At 70.4% G+C, this 19,654-nt stretch carries 17 protein-coding genes, 2 tRNA genes and 1 pseudogene; 11 read left to right on the top strand and 9 right to left on the bottom strand.

Translation table 11 applies throughout. The features are described 5' to 3' along the window. Nucleotides 1–39: 39 nt before the first annotated feature. From gyrA to J7F03_RS04925, 5 genes are all read left to right on the top strand, one after another. Nucleotides 40–2,652 (top strand): DNA gyrase subunit A, encoded by a 2,613-nt coding sequence (gene gyrA / locus J7F03_RS04945; RefSeq protein ID WP_214947389.1) that lies wholly within the window; start codon nt 40–42, stop codon nt 2,650–2,652. A gap of 86 nt (nt 2,653–2,738) precedes the next feature. Further along, nucleotides 2,739–3,284: a DUF3566 domain-containing protein gene (locus J7F03_RS04940; RefSeq protein WP_374104266.1), complete on the top strand. Its 546-nt coding sequence runs from the start codon at nt 2,739–2,741 to the stop codon at nt 3,282–3,284. 107 nt (nt 3,285–3,391) lie between these two features. Then, nucleotides 3,392–3,465 (top strand) — tRNA-Ile (locus J7F03_RS04935). A gap of 145 nt (nt 3,466–3,610) precedes the next feature. Continuing rightward, nucleotides 3,611–3,745, top strand: a complete 135-nt coding sequence (locus tag J7F03_RS04930) for a DLW-39 family protein (RefSeq protein ID WP_208809277.1) — start codon at nt 3,611–3,613, stop codon at nt 3,743–3,745. Between the two features lie 124 nt (nt 3,746–3,869). Beyond that, entirely contained in the window at nt 3,870–5,195 is a 1,326-nt protein-coding gene (locus J7F03_RS04925; RefSeq protein ID WP_251071408.1) for a hypothetical protein, read from the top strand. 15 nt (nt 5,196–5,210) lie between these two features. On the opposite strand, the gene J7F03_RS04920 is transcribed toward J7F03_RS04925, so the two are convergent. After that, a complete protein-coding gene (locus J7F03_RS04920; protein WP_214947386.1) occupies nt 5,211–6,437 on the bottom strand; it encodes a serine/threonine-protein kinase in 1,227 nt (408 codons plus the stop codon). Between the two features lie 41 nt (nt 6,438–6,478). Further along, the gene (locus tag J7F03_RS04915) at nt 6,479–7,030 is read right to left on the bottom strand and encodes a DNA-binding protein (protein WP_214947385.1); all 552 of its coding nucleotides are present in this window, start codon (nt 7,028–7,030) and stop codon (nt 6,479–6,481) included. A 159-nt stretch (nt 7,031–7,189) separates the two neighbouring features. Between J7F03_RS04915 and J7F03_RS04910 the strand changes: the two genes are divergently transcribed. Next, a tRNA-Ala gene (locus J7F03_RS04910) sits at nt 7,190–7,262 on the top strand. 318 nt (nt 7,263–7,580) lie between these two features. Here the strand turns inward: J7F03_RS04910 and J7F03_RS40820 are convergent. From J7F03_RS40820 to J7F03_RS04885, 6 genes and pseudogenes are all read right to left on the bottom strand, one after another. Next, a pseudogene (locus tag J7F03_RS40820) lies at nt 7,581–7,932 on the bottom strand (ISKra4 family transposase); the annotation flags it as partial. Beyond that, nucleotides 7,910–8,896, bottom strand: a complete 987-nt coding sequence (locus J7F03_RS04905) for a radical SAM protein (protein ID WP_214947384.1) — start codon at nt 8,894–8,896, stop codon at nt 7,910–7,912. The gene J7F03_RS04905 and the pseudogene J7F03_RS40820, both read right to left, overlap by 23 nt. Next, the gene (locus J7F03_RS04900; protein ID WP_214947383.1) at nt 8,887–9,699 is read right to left on the bottom strand and encodes a phosphate/phosphite/phosphonate ABC transporter substrate-binding protein; all 813 of its coding nucleotides are present in this window, start codon (nt 9,697–9,699) and stop codon (nt 8,887–8,889) included. Before J7F03_RS04900 ends, J7F03_RS04905 begins: the two co-directional genes overlap by 10 nt. A 41-nt stretch (nt 9,700–9,740) precedes the next feature. After that, nucleotides 9,741–10,865 (bottom strand): acyl-CoA dehydrogenase family protein, encoded by a 1,125-nt coding sequence (locus tag J7F03_RS04895; protein WP_214947382.1) that lies wholly within the window; start codon nt 10,863–10,865, stop codon nt 9,741–9,743. After that, nucleotides 10,862–11,263 carry a hypothetical protein gene (locus J7F03_RS04890; RefSeq protein WP_214947381.1) on the bottom strand — a complete coding sequence of 134 codons (402 nt, stop codon included), beginning with the start codon at nt 11,261–11,263 and terminating at the stop codon, nt 10,862–10,864. Before J7F03_RS04890 ends, J7F03_RS04895 begins: the two co-directional genes overlap by 4 nt. Before the next feature lie 18 nt (nt 11,264–11,281). Further along, entirely contained in the window at nt 11,282–11,833 is a 552-nt protein-coding gene (locus tag J7F03_RS04885) for a DoxX family protein (RefSeq protein WP_214947380.1), read from the bottom strand. A 139-nt stretch (nt 11,834–11,972) separates the two neighbouring features. On the opposite strand from J7F03_RS04885, the gene J7F03_RS04880 reads away from it, so the two are divergent. Together J7F03_RS04880 and J7F03_RS04875 are read left to right on the top strand one after the other, a co-directional pair. Continuing rightward, the gene (locus J7F03_RS04880) at nt 11,973–12,707 is read left to right on the top strand and encodes a glycosyltransferase family 2 protein (RefSeq protein ID WP_214947379.1); all 735 of its coding nucleotides are present in this window, start codon (nt 11,973–11,975) and stop codon (nt 12,705–12,707) included. A 5-nt stretch (nt 12,708–12,712) separates the two neighbouring features. Beyond that, entirely contained in the window at nt 12,713–13,333 is a 621-nt protein-coding gene (locus J7F03_RS04875; protein WP_214947461.1) for a DUF2064 domain-containing protein, read from the top strand. Nucleotides 13,334–13,397: 64 nt separating this feature from the next. On the opposite strand, the gene J7F03_RS04870 is transcribed toward J7F03_RS04875, so the two are convergent. Further along, entirely contained in the window at nt 13,398–13,967 is a 570-nt protein-coding gene (locus J7F03_RS04870) for a Uma2 family endonuclease (protein ID WP_251071448.1), read from the bottom strand. Between the two features lie 939 nt (nt 13,968–14,906). On the opposite strand from J7F03_RS04870, the gene J7F03_RS04865 reads away from it, so the two are divergent. The 3 genes from J7F03_RS04865 to J7F03_RS42275 all read left to right on the top strand — a co-directional run bounded on the left by J7F03_RS04865 (nt 14,907) and on the right by J7F03_RS42275 (nt 19,541). Beyond that, on the top strand, nt 14,907–15,191 hold the full coding sequence (locus tag J7F03_RS04865; RefSeq protein WP_214947378.1) for a hypothetical protein: 285 nt from the start codon (nt 14,907–14,909) through the stop codon (nt 15,189–15,191). After that, a complete protein-coding gene (locus tag J7F03_RS04860; RefSeq protein ID WP_214947377.1) occupies nt 15,173–15,586 on the top strand; it encodes a DNA-binding protein in 414 nt (137 codons plus the stop codon). Before J7F03_RS04865 ends, J7F03_RS04860 begins: the two co-directional genes overlap by 19 nt. A gap of 1,234 nt (nt 15,587–16,820) precedes the next feature. Next, nucleotides 16,821–19,541, top strand: a complete 2,721-nt coding sequence (locus J7F03_RS42275; protein WP_214947376.1) for an AAA family ATPase — start codon at nt 16,821–16,823, stop codon at nt 19,539–19,541. Nucleotides 19,542–19,654 lie beyond the last annotated feature (113 nt).

Genomic DNA, 19,654 nt, shown 5'->3' with positions numbered 1-19,654 from the left:
TCGGCTCAGCTGACCGCCTGAAAGGACTTCTGACCAGCAATGGCCGACGAAACCACCCCCACCGCCGAGAACACCGAGGAAGAGCCCGTCATGCGGATCGAGCCCGTCGGGCTCGAGACGGAGATGCAGCGCTCCTACCTCGACTACGCGATGTCCGTCATCGTCTCGCGCGCCCTGCCCGACGTACGGGACGGCCTCAAGCCGGTCCACCGTCGCGTGCTGTACGCGATGTACGACGGCGGTTACCGGCCCGAGAAGGGCTTCTACAAGTGCGCCCGCGTCGTCGGCGACGTCATGGGCACCTACCACCCGCACGGCGACTCCTCGATCTACGACGCCCTGGTCCGCCTGGCCCAGCCGTGGTCGCTGCGCATGCCGCTGGTGGACTCCAACGGCAACTTCGGCTCCCCGGGCAACGACCCGGCGGCCGCGATGCGCTACACCGAGTGCAAGCTCATGCCGCTGGCCATGGAGATGCTCCGGGACATCGACGAGGAGACCGTCGACTTCACGGACAACTACGACGGCCGCAACCAGGAGCCGACGGTCCTGCCGGCGCGCTTCCCGAACCTGCTCGTCAACGGCTCCGCCGGCATCGCGGTCGGCATGGCCACCAACATCCCGCCGCACAACCTGCGCGAGGTCGCGGCCGGCGCCCAGTGGGCGCTGGAGCACCCGGAGGCCTCGCACGAGGAGCTCCAGGACGCGCTCATCGAGCGGATCAAGGGCCCGGACTTCCCGTCGGGCGCCCTGGTCGTGGGCCGCAAGGGCATCGAGGAGGCGTACCGGACCGGTCGCGGCTCCATCACGATGCGCGCGGTGGTCGAGGTCGAGGAGATCCAGAACCGCCAGTGCCTGGTGGTCACGGAGCTCCCGTACCAGACCAACCCCGACAACCTGGCGCAGAAGATCGCCGACCTGGTGAAGGACGGCAAGGTCGGCGGCATCGCCGACGTCCGCGACGAGACCTCCTCGCGGACCGGCCAGCGCCTGGTGATCGTCCTCAAGCGCGACGCCGTCGCCAAGGTCGTGCTGAACAACCTGTACAAGCACACCGACCTGCAGACGAACTTCGGCGCGAACATGCTGGCGCTGGTGGACGGCGTGCCGCGCACGCTGTCGATCGACGCGTTCATCCGCCACTGGGTGACGCACCAGATCGAGGTCATCGTCCGGCGCACGCGCTTCCGCCTGCGCAAGGCGGAGGAGCGGGCGCACATCCTGCGCGGCCTGCTCAAGGCGCTGGACGCGATCGACGAGGTCATCGCGCTGATCCGGCGCAGCAACACGGTCGAGATCGCCCGCGAGGGCCTGATGGGCCTGCTGTCGATCGACGAGATCCAGGCGAACGCGATCCTGGAGATGCAGCTGCGCCGCCTGGCGGCCCTGGAGCGGCAGAAGATCGTCGCCGAGCACGACGAGCTCCAGGCCAAGATCAACGAGTACAACGCGATCCTGGCCTCGGAGGAGCGCCAGCGCTCCATCGTCAGCGAGGAACTGGCGGCCATCGTCGAGAAGTTCGGCGACGACCGTCGTTCCAAGCTGGTGCCCTTCGACGGCGACATGTCCATGGAGGACCTGATCGCCGAAGAGGACATCGTCGTCACGATCACCCACGGCGGCTACGTCAAGCGCACCAAGACCGAGGACTACCGCTCGCAGAAGCGCGGCGGCAAGGGCGTGCGCGGCACGAAGCTGAAGCAGGACGACCTCGTCGACCACTTCTTCGTGTCCACCACGCACCACTGGCTGCTGTTCTTCACGAACAAGGGCCGTGTCTACCGGTCCAAGGCGTACGAGCTCCCGGACGCCGGCCGTGACGCGCGCGGGCAGCACGTGGCGAACCTGCTGGCCTTCCAGCCGGACGAGAAGATCGCCCAGATCCTCGCGATCCGCGACTACGAGGCCGCCCCGTACCTGATCCTGGCCACCAAGGGCGGCCTGGTGAAGAAGACGGCGCTCAAGGACTACGACTCGCCCCGTTCGGGTGGCGTCATCGCGATCAACCTCCGGGAGACCGAGGACGGCAGCGATGACGAGCTGATCGGCGCCGAGCTGGTGTCCGCCGAGGACGACCTGCTCCTGATCAGCAAGAAGGCGCAGTCGATCCGCTTCACGGCGACCGACGACGCGCTGCGCCCGATGGGCCGCGCCACCTCGGGCGTGAAGGGCATGAGTTTCCGAGGTGGGGACGAACTACTCTCCATGAGCGTGGTCCGGCCCGGTACGTTCGTCTTCACCGCGACCGACGGCGGCTACGCCAAGCGGACGCCGGTGGACGAGTACCGCGTCCAGGGCCGCGGCGGCCTGGGCATCAAGGCCGCGAAGATCGTGGAGGACCGCGGGTCGCTCGTCGGAGCGCTCGTGGTGGACGAAACGGACGAGATTCTCGCCATCACGCTCAGCGGTGGTGTGATTCGTACGCGCGTCAACGAAGTACGGGAGACCGGCCGTGACACCATGGGCGTCCAGCTGATCAACCTGGGCAAGCGGGATGCCGTCGTCGGTATCGCCCGCAACGCGGAGGCCGGTCAGGAAGCTGACGAGGTCGACGACAGCGAGAACGAGATCGGGACCGACGCGGCTGTCGAAGGACAGGCCGCGGAGGCCGCCGAGGGCACGGAGCCCTCGGCTGGGGAGCACGAGGAGTAAGCGTGAGCGGAGCCACGGGCGCCGGACCGGCCAACACTGGAGCGAACGGTGCCCGTGGCCCCGCCGCGGACTCCCAGGGGGGAACCGTGACGGACACCCGAGGATCGCAGCCGCCGCAGCCGAACCAGCCGCCGGCCGGTCCCCAGCAGCCCTACCACCCGCCGCAGGCGTACTCGGTGCCCTCGGGCCCCGGGGCGCCGCGCGGCGGCGGGGACCCGGGGGCGCAGCGCAAGCCGCGCACGGGGGCCCGTACGGCGCCCAGGACGCGCAAGGCGCGGCTCCGGGTGGCCAAGGCCGACCCGTGGTCGGTGATGAAGGTCAGCTTCCTGCTGTCGATCGCGCTGGGCGTGTGCACGGTCGTCGCGTCGGTGGTGCTGTGGATGGTCATGGACGCCATGGGCATCTTCTCCAGCGTGGGCGGCACGATCAGTGAGGCGACCGGTTCGAACGAGAGCAACGGCTTCGACCTGCAGAGCTTCCTGTCGCTGCCGCGCGTTCTGATCTTCACCTCGGTGATCTCGGTCATCGACGTGGTGCTCATGACGGCGCTGGCGACCCTGGGCTCGTTCATCTACAACCTGTCGGCGGGATTCGTCGGCGGTGTGGAGCTGACGCTCGCCGAGGACGAGTAGGCCCTCCGGAGAGGGGGCTGATGACCTGCGCAGACGGGTCGCGGCAACCAATTTTGGAGTCACCGGGTCTGTGCGCTAACCTTCAGAAGTCAGCGCGCAGCGCGGATGGGGCTATAGCTCAGTTGGTTAGAGCGCATCCCTGATAAGGATGAGGCCACAGGTTCAAATCCTGTTAGCCCCACAGTGTCGAAGACCCCCAGGCCCATGGCCTGGGGGTCTTTGTCGTAGGCCCGGTTGGGTTCCCGGCAGGTCACCGATCGGTATCGGTCGGTGTGTATTGTTGGGCGCCAGAAGTCTCCTACGTCAACGAAAGACGAGGTCGCGCGGTGAAGAAGCTGCTCCTGGTCGCACTGGCCGCCATCGGCGGGCTCCTCGTGTACCGCCAGATCCAGGCGGACCGCGCCGAGCAGGACCTGTGGACGGAGGCAACTGACTCCGTGCCTTCTGGTTCCGGTGTGTGAGACCCAAGGTTGATCCCAGAGCCCCGACTGCCGCTGCGGTCGGGGCTTTGTGCTGCTCTGTGACGAAAAATTGCGGTATGCAAAGTTTTGGCTTGCGCTGGCAAATTCGGGGTGGATGGGCGTGATGGAGCGGGTACGTCGGCGGGGCCGGCGCAGAGTGGGGACGACCGTGGCCGTGGCGGTGGCGGCCCTGGGGCTGCTGGCCGCACTGCCGGGGGCCGCCGGCGCTGCGGGGGGCCCGCAGCCGCAGCCGGTGCCCTCGTACCGGGGCGCGGACGGGGCGAAGGCCGTCGAGGGGAAGCCCTCGACGGCGGGTTCCCCGCTGCTGGAGCCCGGATCGCTCTACAAGGACTCGATCGCGCCGGGGGAGCGCTACTACCGGCTCTACCTCGACGACCGCTCCACCGTCTACGTCTCCGCGGTGCTGCAGCCTCCCGCGGGGACCAAGGTCGGCTCCGGCGACGGCGTCGAGGTGGAGGTCCTGAACACCGAGAACCGCTACTGCCCGGGCAATCCCGGCCGGGCGAACTTCGGGTACGACGCCGTCCCCCTCAGCGCCGTGGGCGTGCGGATGCTGCGGGAGGACTCGGGCTGCCAGCAGCCGGGCACTTACTACGTCAAGGTCACCCGCACGGCGGCGAAGGGTGCCGACCCGGCCTCCTGGCCCCTGGAGCTGCGCGTCCAGCGCGAACCGGGGCTCGGCGGCGGCAGTGCGCCCACCACCGCGCCCAGCGTCTGGCCGTCGGCGTCCCCGACCCTGCCGGGCACGGATGCGGCGCCGCGGGCCGGCGGGACCGGCTTCAACGACGCGCGGGCCGTGGGCGGCGGGGTGTGGAGCGACGACCTGCGGCCGGGCCAGACCCGCTACTACCGGGTGCCGCTCGACTGGGGTCAGCAGCTCGGCCTCGGGGCCGAACTGTCCGCAGCCAAGCCGACGAAGCCGTCCGGCTCGGCCTCCTCCGGGCTCACCGTCTCGCTGTACAGCCCGTACCGGGGCCTGGTCGAATCCAACGGCGCCACCTACGACGGCAAGCAGGCGAGCGTCAGCCTGCCGAGGACGCCGCCGGTGGCGTACGAGAACCGCTTCTCCTCGGACCGGAACGTGGAGCCGGTCCGGGTGGCCGGCTGGTACTACGTGACCGTGACCATGGCCACGAAGGTCGGGGAGTTCACCGAGGACGCGGTGCCCGTGCCGCTGACCCTGCGCCTGGAGGTCATCGGTGGGGCGGGCAAGCCCCCCGGCTACGCGGAGAGCCTCTCGGCCGCCGGATTCGGGGTCGGGGCCGAGGACCGGGCCGCCGCCAAGGAGGGCACCACGGCCGTGGAAGCCGACGCCGCCGCCGAGAACCGGTCGGTGATGCGGGTGGTCGCTGGCGCCGGGTTCGGCGCCGGGACGCTGCTGCTGCTCGTGCTCGGCGGCTGGATCCTGCTGGCCCGGCGGCGGGCCTGACGGCAGCAGGCTCGGCTACATCCGGGTCAGGGCCCAGACCCCGACGGCGAAGCAGAGCAGCGCGGCGAGGACGAAGCCGGCGGTGACCTTCGTGGTCGGCGGCGCGAAGGAGCCCGTACGGGTCGGCGCGGGCGGCCGGCCGTACGGGGACGGGGCGGTCGGCGCGCCCTGGGCGGCGGCGGCCACGGGCGGCGGGAGGTGGAAGCTGCCCGTCTCCGAGGGCCCGAAGACCCCTGCGAGGGCAGCGGCGGGGGCGCTCGCGGGCCGCGCGGGCGCGGTGGGTACGGCCGTGCGCGTGGCCTCGTACTGAGCCTCGCCCGGTGCGTCGCCCGGTGCCTCGTACGGGGCTTCGCGCGGTGCGTCCTGCGGGGTCCGGGGGGTGAAACCGGCCGGGACCGGGCCCAGTTGGTCGAAGACCTCCACCGGCACCTCGTCCGGGGCGGGCGGGGGCAGCAGCTCCACGGCCCCGGCAAGGGCCTTGCGCGCCCCTGTGGCCGTCTTGAACCTGCTCTGGGGGTCGGGCTGGAGCAGCGCGGCCAGGACGTCCCACAGCGGCGCGGGGACGCCCTCCGGGGCGCCGGGGGTGCCGTGGCTGAGGAAGTGCTCCACGAGGGCCTGGGAGTCGGGCTTGGAGCCCTTGAGGAGGTAGAGGCCGACCAGTCCGACGGCGAACAGGTCGGCGGTGAAGTCGGGCTCGGCCCCGAGGAGTTGTTCGGGCGCGAGATAGCCGGGCGTGCCGACCACGAAGGCGGTCTCGGTCAGCCGGGGCTCGCCCTTGCGCATGGCGATGCCGAAGTCGGACAGCCGCAGGTGCGGCCGCCCGGTTCCGGTGGCCTCCATCAGGATGTTGGCCGGTTTGATGTCGCGGTGGACGACACCCTCCGCATGCACCGCCGCCAGCCCCGACAGGAGCTGGTCGAGCAGCGTGCACACGAACCGGGGCGGCAGGGCCCCGTAGTCCCCGATCACGTGGGCGAGGGAACCGCCGGCGACGAGGTCCATCGTGAACAGGACCTTGTCGTCGTCCGCCGCCCAGCTGGCCGGGGCCAGTACGTGCGGGTGATCGATCCGCAGCGCCTGCTCGCGAATGAACCGCAGCAGGGTGTGGGCATCGCTCTGCAGGAGGACCTTCGCTGCGACGTACCGGCGGCGCCGGTGGTCCCAGGCACGCCATACGGCGCCGGCGCCGCCACGTCCGATCGGGTCGATCAGTTCGTACCGGCCGGCGAAGATCTCACCCATTGCTGCGCCCGTCCCCCGTCGTCAGCCGCGTCCGTCGCGTGTCAGTTCTGGTGCGCCTCGTAGTGGGCGACCGCGTCGGAGGTGCGGCCCGCTCCGTACACCCGGAGGAACTCTGCCAGTTCCGGGTGGCTGGGGGCGAGGGTGTCCGCCGCTTCGATGATGTCGCCGGCCGCCGAGACCGAGCGCAGAAGCGACTGGATCTCGCGCACCACGCGCTTGACGGTGGGGGCGCCGGAACCGGTGGCGGTCTGGCTGCTGCCGTTGCTGAGGACGGAACCTCCCTGGGTCTTCTTGATCTCGTCCATCCGCTCGGTCGCCTCCGCCGCGCTGACGCTCCCGTCGGCCACCTGGCCGGCCAGATCCTGGAGAGCCTGCACCCGCTGGACCACTGCGGGGTTGCCGATCTTGGCCCGCTGTCCGCTCATCAGCTGGGACAGCATCGGAGCCGACAGCCCGAGGACGGCAGCGAGACGGGCCTGGTTCAAGCCGAGGTCATCTATGAGCCGGCGAAAGAGCGCGCCGAGCGGCTCCCCGTACCAACTGCGCTGAAGTTCTCTGGCTCTGGCCGTAGCCTCTTGCTGTACTGCGTCCACTCTTACTACTCCCCTTCGCTGGTGCGAACCTCGCGTGCATCTTACGGAGAGTGGTCGCGGGGCGGGAGTCCCTATCATTTTGCGGGATGAGGGGGTACACCCGGTACTCTGTCCTGCGGAACGGTCACTCCCTCCCGGGGGACGGCCGTGCCCGGATCCGGGGCCTTAGCTCAGTTGGTAGAGCGCTGCCTTTGCAAGGCAGATGTCAGGAGTTCGAATCTCCTAGGCTCCACCCCGCAAATGCCCTCTGACCTGCGGAAATGCAGTTTCAGGGGGCGTTTTTTGTGCCCATCGGTGGGCGCGTCCGCGCATGCTGGTCGTGGTACAGCCCTTGGCCCCCAACGGGTTTGCTCGACTTGGTCTCTCCCCCAGCTCTCCTAGGTTCGGAGAGCCCGGGGCCCTGCGGGGCAGGACCTTGCCTTGGTCGCGCACATGATCGCCGTGGGCGGGGAGGCCGTTCTGTCGGCAGGATCTGTGGGGTGTCTGCTGCAGTCCTGGCAGGATCTCGCCCCGCCGGACCGCTTTTGGCTCCGGATCAGTGAGGACAGGCTTCGGCCGCCCGGTCGACGGGCTTGTGGAAGCAGTGGGCCGCGCCGCACACGTACTCGTGCCACGTGCACGAAGTCGAGCAGGACGTGTACCTCGATCTCGCGCCGGTCGGCTACGGCCTGGATCAGGCCGAGCTGGTGGCGGGCGCCGTCGACCAGGACCACCCAGTCGCGTAGGTGCTCCCGGTCGCGGGCGGCGGCCCGGTCGAACGCGGCGGCGATCACGCGCTCGGGCGGGTGGGCCAGGGAAGCGGTGAGCCACTTGTGGCGTGCGCTCGGCCCGGGACGGGGCGGCCGGGTGGTGCTGCGTCCATCGGGTGGACTTGTTGGTTCATGCGCAGGGGAAGGCGCGGGCAGCGGAGTCCGCCGTGTTCCGGTGGGAGCGGTACTGCTCGCGTATGAGCTCGATGGCGGCGTCGAGGGGGAAGATGTCGCGGGTGACGAGCTGTTCGGCGTTGTCGGCTCCGACGGGGTGCCAGTAGACGCCGTCGGCGGTGATGGTTACTTCCGGGATCAGGGTTTGGACCGTGAGTTCCACACCTTCGTCGGCGGCGCCCTGGTGGGCGAGGGGGCGGACCACCTGGTTCTCGCGGGTGATGCCGAGCGAATCGAGGAAGGACCGCAGTTCCCTCTCCTCGTGCTGGCCGTCGGTGGTGAGGGTGGCGGCCACCCGCACGGTGAAGCCCTCCCCGAGGGCGGTGCGGATGCCGGCGACTGCTTTCGTCCAGGTGCCTTTGCCGCGGTGGGAGTCGTGCAGGTCGGGGGTGGCGGAGTCGAGGCTGATCTGCAGGGTGAGTCGGTCGCGGGGCATGGCCTGGAGTATCTGAAGCCGGTGTCCGCGGAAGAGCATGCCGTTGGTGAGGAGGGTGGTGGGCAGCGCGGCGGTGCATGCGGTGACGATCTGGTCGAGGTCGGGCAGTATGAACGGTTCACCGCCGGTCAGCAGGATCTCGAGGACTCCGGCTGCCGGGGCTGCTTTCGCGATCTCTTTCACCCTGTCCACGCCCAGGGCTCGCCTGGCTGTTTGTGGTGAGGATCGGGCGCAGCAGTAGTCGCAGGCGAGGTTGCAGTCGAAGTTGGTGTAGAGCCACAGACGTGCTCCGGGGCGGCGGGCCGGGGGCAGGTCGGTGATCGGGTCCGGTGGGCGGCCTCGGCGGACGGTGATGCTGGTTGCGTCGGCGGTGATGAGGGTGTTGCCGGTGCGTTGGCACCAGGAGGCGGCGAGTGCGGCTTGGCCTGGTGTGGTGATGGGGAGCGTGATGGTGTCGCCTTCCGCCGTGGCGGAGAGCTTCTCGACGAGGTCGAGGATCACAGCCATCGGGGTGCGATCTCCTGTTCCTTGACCGCTTGGAAGAGGTCGGTGTAGCCGTCGAGCTGGGGGCGTACCCAGCGTGTGAGGCCTTCCAGTTCCAGGATTCTGCGGTGTTCGGGGTTGTTCCAGTCCATGGCGAGGAGGTGGGTGGTCCAGGCGTCGGCGCGGGCCGTGTCGAGGGTGTCGAGTGCGGTGAAGTTGCAGTGGCAGTAGGCGGGGCTGGTCCAGAACATTTCCAGGGCGTCGGGCATCAGTTCGTCCCGTCCGATGGATTCCCAGGTGGTGATGCCGATCGCGGCGGCGTCGGCGTCGCCGTCGAGGACGGCCCGGATGGCGTCCAGTTCGCTGCGTCCGGTGTCGCCGTGTTTTCCGAGGTCGGTATCGATGCGCAGGAGTTGGACGTCCCCGTCGGTGATGCCTTCGCGGCGCAGGTAGTGCAGGGGCAGGATCGCGGCCTGTGCGGAGTCGCGGCTGCCCAGGGCGAGGCGTCGGCCCTTGAGGTCGACGGGGCCGCTCAGGCCGGCCCCGGCCCGGCAGACGAGGTGGCTGCGGAAGGTGAGGTCGGTGTCGCGCATGGCCAGCGCCCGGGCGCGGTCGCCGGACTGGAGGACGGTGCGGACCCAGGCAAGGTTGGTGTTCCAGGCGATGTCGATGGTTCCGGAGAGGAGCGCGTCGACCTGGCGGCCGTAGTTGGAGAAGAGGACGAAGTCCATCTCGACGGGGGCGGTGCGGTAGTAGTCGCGGATGCCTTCCCAGATGGGCACCACGTTGGGGGTGTAGGCCACCGCGCCGACGACCAGCGGTTCCATGAGGTGCCTCCTTGCCGGGGTGCGCCGGGTGGGCGTCCGGTTCAGCCGAATACCGGCTGGCCGGTGATGGCCTTGCCGTAGAAGTCGTACAAGACGTCGGCGGTGGGGGCCATGACGTGGCCGGCGCGGGCGTCGCGGAAGAAGCGTTCGATGGCCAGGTGCTGGGAGAACGCGGCTCCGCCGCACACTCGCATGGCGTCGTCGGTGACGGTCAGGGCGGTGTCGTTGGCCAGTGCCTTGACCCCGAGGACGTACAGCGGGGTCTGTTCGTCGGGTGCGGCGATGCTGGCCGCCGCAGCACGCAGGTAGGCGTGTGCGGCTTCCAGCTGGAGCGACATGCGGGCCAGGCGGGCGCGGATGGTGGGCAGCTCGGCGAGGGTCTGGCCGAGGTGCTGGAGGGTTGCGCCGCTGGTGTGCCGCACGGCGGCGTTCAGGGCGGCCCGTGCCACGCCCAGGGAGACGGCGGCGTTGCCCAGGTTGAACCAGGGCATGACCGTCTCGGTCATCAGGGTGAGCCCGCTGCCGGAAGCTCCGAGGCGCAGGGTGTCGGGGACTGTCATGTCGAATCGCATCGGCGCGGAGGCGTTGCCGCGCAGGCCCAGACCGTGGAACGAACCGGTGACGGCCACACCCGGGGCGTCTGCTTCGATGGCGTACAGGTCGACGGTGCCCGGTTCGTCGGCGGAGAGCACGGAGGTGATGTACATCTGCGCGTGTCCGGCGGAGGTCACCCAGCTCTTGTCGGCGGTGAAACGCGCCTCCTGGCCGCCATTGCGTTTCGCCTGGGAGATCGGCGCCCAGAAGTGCGAGCGGGAGCCGGGTTCGCTGAACGCCAGCGTGGCCAGCGCCCTGCCCGTGGCGAGGTCGCCCGTCAGGTCCGGCATTCCTGGCGGGGGCGCTGCCAGTACCGTCATGGCACCGCTGATGTGCATCAGGTAGACCATGGCCGTCGATCCGCAGACGCCCGCCAGCTCGGCGGTGACGTGGACGAACTCTTCCGGGCTGGCTCCCAGCCCGCCGTCTGGCTCGGGCAGTGTCAGACCCAGCAGGCCGGACGCGGCCAGAGCTGCTACCGCTTCTTCGGGGAACCGGCCGTCCGTGTCAACGGTCGGCGCGTGTTCCGTGGCGGTGGTCAGGACTGGCTGCAACAGACTGTCGACGTTCATGCGGGATCGCGCCTTCCCGTGGCGGAAGTCGGGGCATCACGGTCGTCGGGTGCTGTGGTGAGGCCGAGGGCGAGCAGGCCCGCGGCGAAACCGAGCAGCAGGGCCACGGTGGAACCGTCGCCCCCGAGCAGGTTCGCACCGGTCCAGCCGATCTGCACCAGCTGCAGGACTGCGGCCGCCAGGAAACCCGCCCCGGCCAGGACGATCAGCGGACGCGCCCCCACAAGCCCCGCCGTCACGGCGGCGGCGGCCAGGAGCAGCAGTACCAGCGTCCCTGTCCCGCCCAGCTTTACGATCCCCCACGGCGGGCCGTCGGCGAAGGCTAGGACGCTGCTCGCCGCCGCTCCCACGCCCAGGCCGGCGGCCGTCCGGCCGATGGCGGATCGCGGAGTCTGCATGGGAATCCCTTCCTTGGTTCACGACGCTGCGAGCAGGATCCGCGACAGCCGGCCGCCCCGCTGCCGCCACAGAGGGCGCAGGGCGCCGTCCACGCCGTAGGCGCGTCCCGCCGCGGTGGCCAGCAGCGCCAGGTGCACGGCGTACATGAGGAAGTACGACCAGAACCACTCGTTCGGGGTGTTCAGCACGGAGAACGTGATGGCGGTCGTCTGGACCAGCCCGACCAGCGCCCAGAAGCGGGTGGCCAGGCCCACCAGCAAGAACGCGCCCAGGCATGCCTCGATCGCGAAGGCGCCCCAGGCGAACACCGCGAAATTCGGAATGATCACATGCTCGACCAGCCACGCCCACGGGGCGAAAACCTCGTTGTCGACCCCTTTGAGTGTCCAGTCGTACAGGTCACGTGGGGGGTCGCTCTCGTACCCGAAGCCCGGCGGGTGCTTCCAGGAAAGGTTCTGGATCCACAGCAGACCGACCGCGACCCGGCACACGGCAAGGAGCACACGGGAGAGGCGGGACGAGTTCAGTGGCTCCAGGGCGGGGGGCGAGGACCGGTTGGTGGCGGCCATGCGGAACGACCTCTGATCAGGCTCACGAACTTGAGGAATCATCTGCCGTACGTCCATCCACTCACGCCAGGACGGGCACGGCAAGCCGCCGGCGGCCAGACGGCTCTCCTTGGACGTCCCATCTCACACTGCGTCTCGAATGTCTGGTTCTGGTGGATACGGTGAGGGCGTGACCGACCCGACTACGACGACGGTGGACGTCGTCCTCCCCTGTTTGGACGAGGCCCGCGCCCTGCCCTGGGTACTGGAACGCATCCCGCCGACCTGGCGGGCGATCGTCGTCGACAACGGCTCCAGCGACGCCTCTGGCGCCGTCGCCTCTGCGCTCGGCGCCACGGTCGTGTACCAGCCGGAGCGTGGGTTCGGCGCCGCGTGCCATGCGGGGCTGCTGGCGGCGGAGGCTGAGTTCGTCTGCTTCTGCGACTGTGACGCCTCTCTGGATCCCGGGATGCTTCCCTCGTTCGTGCAGGAAGTGGCGGACGGAAGGACAGACCTGGTGCTGGGGCGGCGTCGCCCGCAGGGACGCGGGGCCTGGCCCGTTCATGCGCGGGCCGGGAATCTGGCCCTGTCCCGGATGGTGCGTCGGCGCACCGGACTACGGCTGCACGATCTGGGGCCCATGCGCGCCTGCCGGCGTGAGCCGATGCTGGGCCTTGGCCTCACCGACCGGCGCAGCGGCTACCCGCTCCAGATGGTCGTGCGCGCGGCCGACGCGGGTTGGCGTGTCAGCGAAGTCGATGTCCCCTATCGTCCGCGGGCCGGGAAGTCGAAAGTGACCGGGACCTGGCGGGGCACCTGGCAGGCGGTGCACGACATGCGTTCAGTGCTCTCGGAGCTGCCGGTCCCGGCACCCGGTGGAGCGGGTGCGCGGTGACCACGATGCTCATCCTTGCCAAGGAACCGGTGCCCGGGCGAGTGAAGACCCGGCTCACCCCTCCGTACACGCCCCAGGAGGCGGCGCTCCTGGCCCAGGCGATGCTCACTGACTCCCTGGAAGCCATGCTCGCGGCCCCCGCCGAGCGGCGTGTGCTGGTCCTCGACGGTTCGCCGGGTACCTGGCTGCCGCCCGGCATCGAGGTCCTGCCACAAGGGCAGGGAGGGCTGGACGAACGGCTGGCCGCGGCCTTCGGACTCTGTACCGGTCCGGCCGTGCTCATCGGCATGGACACCCCGCAGGTCACCCCCGCCGTCCTCGCGCCCGCGCTGGCCGAGGACGCCTGGCAGGGCTGCGACGCATGGTTCGGCCCGGCACTGGACGGCGGCTTCTGGGCCCTGGGCCTCGCCGAACCCGATCCCGCGCTGCTGCGCGGGGTACCGATGGACGTCCCTGACACCGGCGCCCGACAACGCCAGCGGCTGACCGAGGCCGGGCTGAAGGTGCGGGACCTGCCGGTGCTGCGTGACATCGACACCGCCGCCGACGCACAGGCGGTGGCGGCCCACGCCCCGCACACACGCTTCGCCACCGCCCTGGCCCTGCTGACGCAGGCCGGGCCGTGATGACCACCGCCGTCCCGCTGCGCCCCCGCCTTGGCCGTAATGCGGGCCCTGCCGCTCGCTGGTGTCAGTGCACCCAGTCCTTGAGGGGTTCGGTATCCAGGGTGAAGCCGACGGGGGTGGGCAGTTCGATGGTCTTGCCGAAGGGGCGGCGCAGAATCTTGGTGTAGGAGCCGGCATCGGGCTCGCTGTAGACGAGGGTCTCGCACGTGTCGCGGTCGATGAGCAGATATACCGGGATGCCGGTCTCGGCGTAGGCGGCGGGCTTTTCCTCCCGGTCGCGCTTGTCGGTGTCGGTGTCGTAGGAGGTGACTTCGACGATCATCTGGACCTGGTCGGGGTTGGCCCATTCGCCCTGGCCGGCGAAGGTGCCTTCGGGGGCGAGGGTGCCGTCGGGCTTGGCGTTGCCGTTGCGGTAGGTCTGGATCTTCAGACCGCGTTCGGGGTAGAGCCACAGGTCGGGACGATGCTGCATGCAGCGCTGCATGAGCCAGCGGATGATCTCGTCGTGGTCGCCGTCGGGCACGGCCTTGACCCCCAGCCTGCCGTGGATGAACTCCATACGGACGCCCTCGCGCTCGGCAGCTGCGGCGATGCGCTCGAACTCCTCGGCCGCCATCTGCGGCCGATGTTCCATGACCGTCACTGGGCACCTCCTGGCCTCAAGCTTAGGCGGGGAACGGGCACAGTGGTGGGCTACCGCGATCCCGCTCCGATCTATCGTGAGTAAAGGGGCGAGTGAGAGTTTGCGCGAACAGCGCACGGAAGATGTCAGTGCAGTGCTGAGGCGGTTCGTGCGCGTCGTGGGGTTGCTTGTGCAACCGATGTTCAGGGTGTGCCCATCGGTGGGCACATCGAGTCGGGGCAGCGGGATCGAGCAGGATGGAGCGGGATGGAAACGGGTGGGAAAGTCCGATTCTCTCGCAAAGACTTGGTAAAATAACAGGTCGGAGCGCCGCCCGTTTCGGGTTCGAATCTCCTAGGCTCCACGCATTCATACCCATCTGACGCGTAAATACCAGCGTGGGAGGGCGTCGTTGCAGGTAGCAGACCCGACCTCCCGCCCTGCGGTGTTGATCAAGGGATTCGGGGCCTGGCATGCCATTTACCACGCCCCCGGCGCGCACCGAAGGTGCGCTGGATCGCTGACCTGCGAAAATGCAGGCAGGGGGGTCTTTTTGTCCCGATTTTCCGTGCTGACATGTCAGCACGGTGGTGCTGACGGGGAGAGTGGTAGGGCCTTGATTTCCGGGGATCGTGAGAGCTTCTGCTCTCCTGGAGATCTCCTCGGCTTTGGGTAGAGGTTTTTCGGGTGCGTTCGGTGGTGCGCCCCCGCTGTCGGCCGCGCGGTCTACTCCCGTACCGAGGTCGAGTGGTTGCTGCGCGAGAGCCCACGGATCGCGCGGCGCGCCCTGTACTGCGTCGTCACGCCTTCCGGTCCAGCCCCCAGTCGTCCGTTCAACCGGCTGCCGCCTGCCGCAGTCGGCTTCTGTGGAGCGGGGGCATGTTCGAGTTCCCTGATGTGGGGTGGTGTCTCGGGAGTTCAGATTTCCTACTCGTTTGATACGCTGGAGGTATGTCCGAGATGACGTACAGCATCGGTGAGGGGCCTGCCACTCGGGTCAGCCTCTCCTTGCCGGAGGGGACGGCGGAGGCGATCCGTGCCCGGGTCGGTAAGCGGGAGTTCTCCGCGTTCGTTGCCGCTGCCGTGGAGCGTGAGTTGCGTGGCCAAGTGCTGGATGAGTACCTGGCCGACTATGAGAGCCGCCAGGGTCCGGTCTCCGAGTCGGCCAGGCAGCGGGCGCGGCAGATCTTTGACGAGGTATTCGCCGAGGAGGAGCAGTGGCCCGCCGCAAGCTGAGCCACGAGGGAGCGCTTGTCCTCGACAGCGAAGGGCTCTCCAAACTGCTCGGCGATGACGAGACTGTGGTGGCTCTGATCGCGGAGGCCCGTTCTCGTGGCATGGAAGTGGCGATCTCCGCGCTCACCATCATCGAGGCCGTTCAGGCGCGTACGAACAAAGCTCGGCTGAACTGGGTGCTGTCCGGACTGCGTGCCGTTCCGGTGGGCGATGAAGAGGCGAAGGCGGCATCGGCGCTGCTGATGGCCGCTGGACTGCACGGTCACAAGTACGCCATCGACGCTGCTGTGGCCGAGGCTGCCCTGAGGCAGCAGCGTCCCGTGGTGATGCTGACCTCGGACATCGACGACATGGCCAAGCTGTGCGGCGACCGGATCCGGCTTGTTTCTGTGTGACGGGGAAGCCGCTGCCCACTGACGACTTCGACGTACTCGACCTCACCGGGACCGCCCGTCTCAGCGGTGTCGGCAAGGCCACCGTCTGCCGCCGCCGGCCCCGGGAATCGTCGCCGCCAGAACCACCTCTTCAGGGCCTTGATCGCTGCCTGGCTCTGCAACGACCGGGCCGCCGAGGTCCTGCACTGCTTCGACCCCAGCCGGGTTCCAGGAGCGGGTCTCTACAGGACGCGGGTGCTTGCCCGGAAGGGGGACGGGACCGCCATGAACCGTACTGGCCCTGGAAGGTGATGCGGATGCGACTGAGTCGTGGTGGGGCAAGGCGCCGCAGCGGATGCCTTTGCTCCTGCCGGACTGGCGCGTCGTCCGGGCGGATCCCGGCCGTGGGGGACTCCAGGTGGCAGCGGTCAGCGGGAGCATGGAGGAGCGTCTGGCCGTTTCCGGGGCTGCGACCGTGGTTCGGGGACAACTGGCCGTGAAACTGGGCCTTGAGGAGTGGTCGTCCGAGGTCTCGCGTGACATGAAGCGCTTGATCAAACGACAAGGCGGAGTGCTGCTCATCATCACATCGGGGCTGGCTCCCGTGGAGCCGAGCGAGGCGGTCCTGAACATGGCCCTGTCGGCTCCGGACTCCGTCGCCGGATGGGTGCCGCTACTCCGGGGTGACCGTAAGTGGTCGCCGCTATGGCGAGGCCGGTCCTAGCTTGATGCCGCCCAGTCGTGCGGCTGCTGGTAGGCGCCTCTCGTCCTGTGCCTGGAAGGACGGTGGCCGAAGGGCCCACGGTGTACCACCGTACGTACTGCCGGCTGCCGACCGGCCACCTCGCGCCCTCTTCCGGCTCCGCGACCAGGAGGGCGTCGGACTCCAGCAGGACTGCCCGGGACGGCGAGCTCAGCCAGCCGTTCAGCCGCCGGGCGGCACGCCGGAGCCAGGAAACGTGACCGGGGGGCGTGGACGATGAGGACACGAGTACCTCCCTGCAGCCGAACGCGCCGCGGCACCCGACGGAACGGAATCAGCGACCAACGTCTGGTGAAGACCGTAACGGGAGGGACAGCCGAAGCGCATCAGCCGAACGGTCGAGCCCGCGCCGACCACCGCGGTGGTGGCCTTGGCCGCGGAGGGGTAGTTGCTGCCGCGCAGGTTGTGGCCAGCGGTTTCCCCTGACGCTCCGCCGCGGCGGTTCCTAACGTGGACCAGTCGGCAGTGCGGGTCGGATCGGGGGAGGCTGCTGTGGTGTTCTGGCACCAGGACGACGCGTTCGCGCGGTTGGACATGATGCTGAAGGCGTGCGAGTCGGGCGGGGCGGGCGTCGCGCTCGTCGAGGGGCCCGCCGGGTGCGGGAAGTCCGAGCTGGTGCAGGAGTTCGCGGAACTCGCCCTGCGGGGCGGGGTCACGGTCCTGCGGGCCGCCGGGACGCCCGGCGAGCAGGGCGTGGAGCACGCGGTGCTGCGCCGGCTCGTCGCGGGGCTGCCGCCCGGCACGCTGCCGCGGGACGGCGCGGTCCCGTCGGTCCACGCGTTCGAGGAGGCGCTGCGGGAGCTCGCCGGCCGGGGGACCGTCATGGTCTGCGTCGACGACCTCCACCACGCGGACGCGTCCTCGCTCGATCACCTGCTGCACCTGGCCCGGTCGCTGCGGGGCGTTCCCCTGCTGCTGGTCCTCGCGCAGTCGCCCGGCCAGGGCGCCGCGGAGACCTCCCGGGCGCGTACGGAGTTCCTGCGCCACCCCGGCTTCGGCTGGATCCGGCTCGGCTGCCTCGACCTCGGCGCCACCGCCGAGATCCTGGCCCGGCACACCGGCGCGCCGGTCTCCGACACCTTCGCCGCGCACCTGCACCGGATCACCGGGGGCAACCCGCTGCTGCTCAAGGCGCTGCTCACCGAGTACCCCGTACCGGTGCGCGGGGCCCGCAGGTGGCCCGCGCCGCTGCCCGGCGGACCGTTCGCCGAGGCCGTGGCGGTCTGCCTGCGGCGCAGCGGTACCGAGGCGCGGCTGCTGGCGGCGGCCATCGCCGTGCTCGGCGAGGACGCCACCGCCGGCCTCGCCCGCGGGCTCGCCGGCATGACGCTCCACGCGGCCCGCGGCGCCCTGTCCGTCCTGGACGGCACCGGGCTCACCGACGGGTACCGGCTGCGGCACCCGGCCGCCGCCGCGACCGTACTGGACGACACGGATCCGGCCGAACGCGCCCGCCTGCACTGGCAGGCGGCCCGCGTCCTGCACGACGGGCAGGCCCGCGCCGGTGTGGTGGCCGGGCACCTGCTCGCCGCCGTCGACGTGCCCGGATCCCTTGAGGCGGCCGCCGGCTGGGCGGTGCCCGCGCTGCGCGAGGCGGCCCGGCAGGCACTGCTCGACGACGACTGGTCGTACGCCGCCTCCTGCCTCGGCCGAGCCCGCGAGCTGTGCGAGGAGGAGTCCCTGCGCCTGGACATCGACCTGCAGCTCGCCGCCGTCACCTGGCGCGGCAACCCGGCCGCCGCCGAGGCGCACCTGGCCGTTCCGCTGGCCGCGATGCGCGAGGGGACGCTCGCGGCCGCTCCGGCGGGCCTGCTCGCCCGGCTGCTCGTGTCGCAGGGCCGGATCGAAAGCGCCGCCGAGACCCTGGAGCGGACCGCCGCCCCGCACACCGAGGGGGAGCAGCCGCCGCCGGTGCCCCGGGAGGATCCGCTGCGCCAGCTGTACGCGCTGCCGCCGGCCGGCGGCCGGGACCAGGCCGCCGCGGCCGCCCCCGGCAGGATGCGCGACTGCGCCGCGCTGTGGGCGCACCCGGGCGGCACGGGTGGTGAACTCGCAGCAGTGGAACGCCTGTTGAAGGCCACTCCGCTCGCACACACGACCTTCGACCCGCTCACGCAGGCCGTCCGCACCCTGCTCCACGCCGACCAGGCGGACCGGGCCGCGGTGTGGTGCCAGAAGCTCCAGGCGCAGACCGATCCGGTGAACACCCCTGGCTGGTACGCGGCGTTCGGGCACCTGTACGCCGAGGCGCTGCTGCGCACGGGCGATCTGGAGGGCGCCGCGCGGGAGGCGGCGGCGGCCGTGACCGCCGTCGCCGGACGCGGGTCGGTGTTCCTCTTCGCGCCCCTGGCCGCCGAGGTGCTGGCGCTCACCGCCATGGGCCGCTACGACGACGCCGCGCGGCGTCTCGAACTGCCGGTGCCGACAGAGCTGTTCGCCAGCGTGCACGCCATCGGCTACCTGCGGGCGCGCGGCCACTACTACCTGGCCACCCACCGCCCGCAGGCCGCGGTCGGGGAGTTCCTCGACGCGGGCCGCCTGGCCCGCCGGTGGAACCTGGACCGGCCCCGGTTCGCCCCGTGGCGCACCGATGCCGCCGAGGCCCTGCTGCAGCTCGGCGAGCACCGGCAGGCCGAGCGGTTCGTGGCCGAGCAGCTGTCGATGGCGGAGGTCCGCAGCGCGCGCGTGCACGGGATCTCGCTGCGACTGCGCGCCGCGGTGGGCGAGCCCGCCCAGCGGCCCAAGGTGCTGGGCCGCGCGGTGGAGGAGCTGCGCGGCTCCGGGGACCGCCTCGAACTGGCACGGGCCCTGGCCGATCTGGGCCGCTCCCTGCAGCTGGTCGGCGAGGGAACCCGGGCCGGGATGGTCACCCGGCGGGCCTGGCAGCTCGCCGCGGACTGCGGGGCCGGTCCGCTGTGCGAGCAGATCCTGCCGGGGCAGACCCGCGTCGTGCCGGGGTCCGGGTCCGAGGACCGCGCGCCGGTGGCGGACGCGAGCCGGCTCAGCGAGTCGGAGCGGAGGGTGGCGGCGCTTGCCGCGTACGGCTACACGAACCGGGAGATCTCGGGGAAGCTGTACATCACCATGAGCACGGTGGAGCAGCACCTGACCCGCGCGTACAAGAAGCTGAACATCACCCGCCGTCAGGAGCTCCCGATGGACCTGCAGATGGACCTGCAGGCGGAGGAGCACGAGTCGGCGAAGGCGGGCTGATACGGGATCCGGCCGCGCGGCCCAGTGCTCCGCGGGGGTGCGGCGAAGGCGTTGTCACCGGAGCCCGCCCCCCTCGGTCAGGGGGGCGGGCTCCGACGGCAACGCCTTCCTTG

This window comes from Streptomyces sp. ISL-43 (assembly GCF_018614195.1).
GTDB lineage: Bacteria > Actinomycetota > Actinomycetes > Streptomycetales > Streptomycetaceae > Streptomyces.
This window is presented reverse-complemented; position numbering and strand designations above follow the sequence as displayed.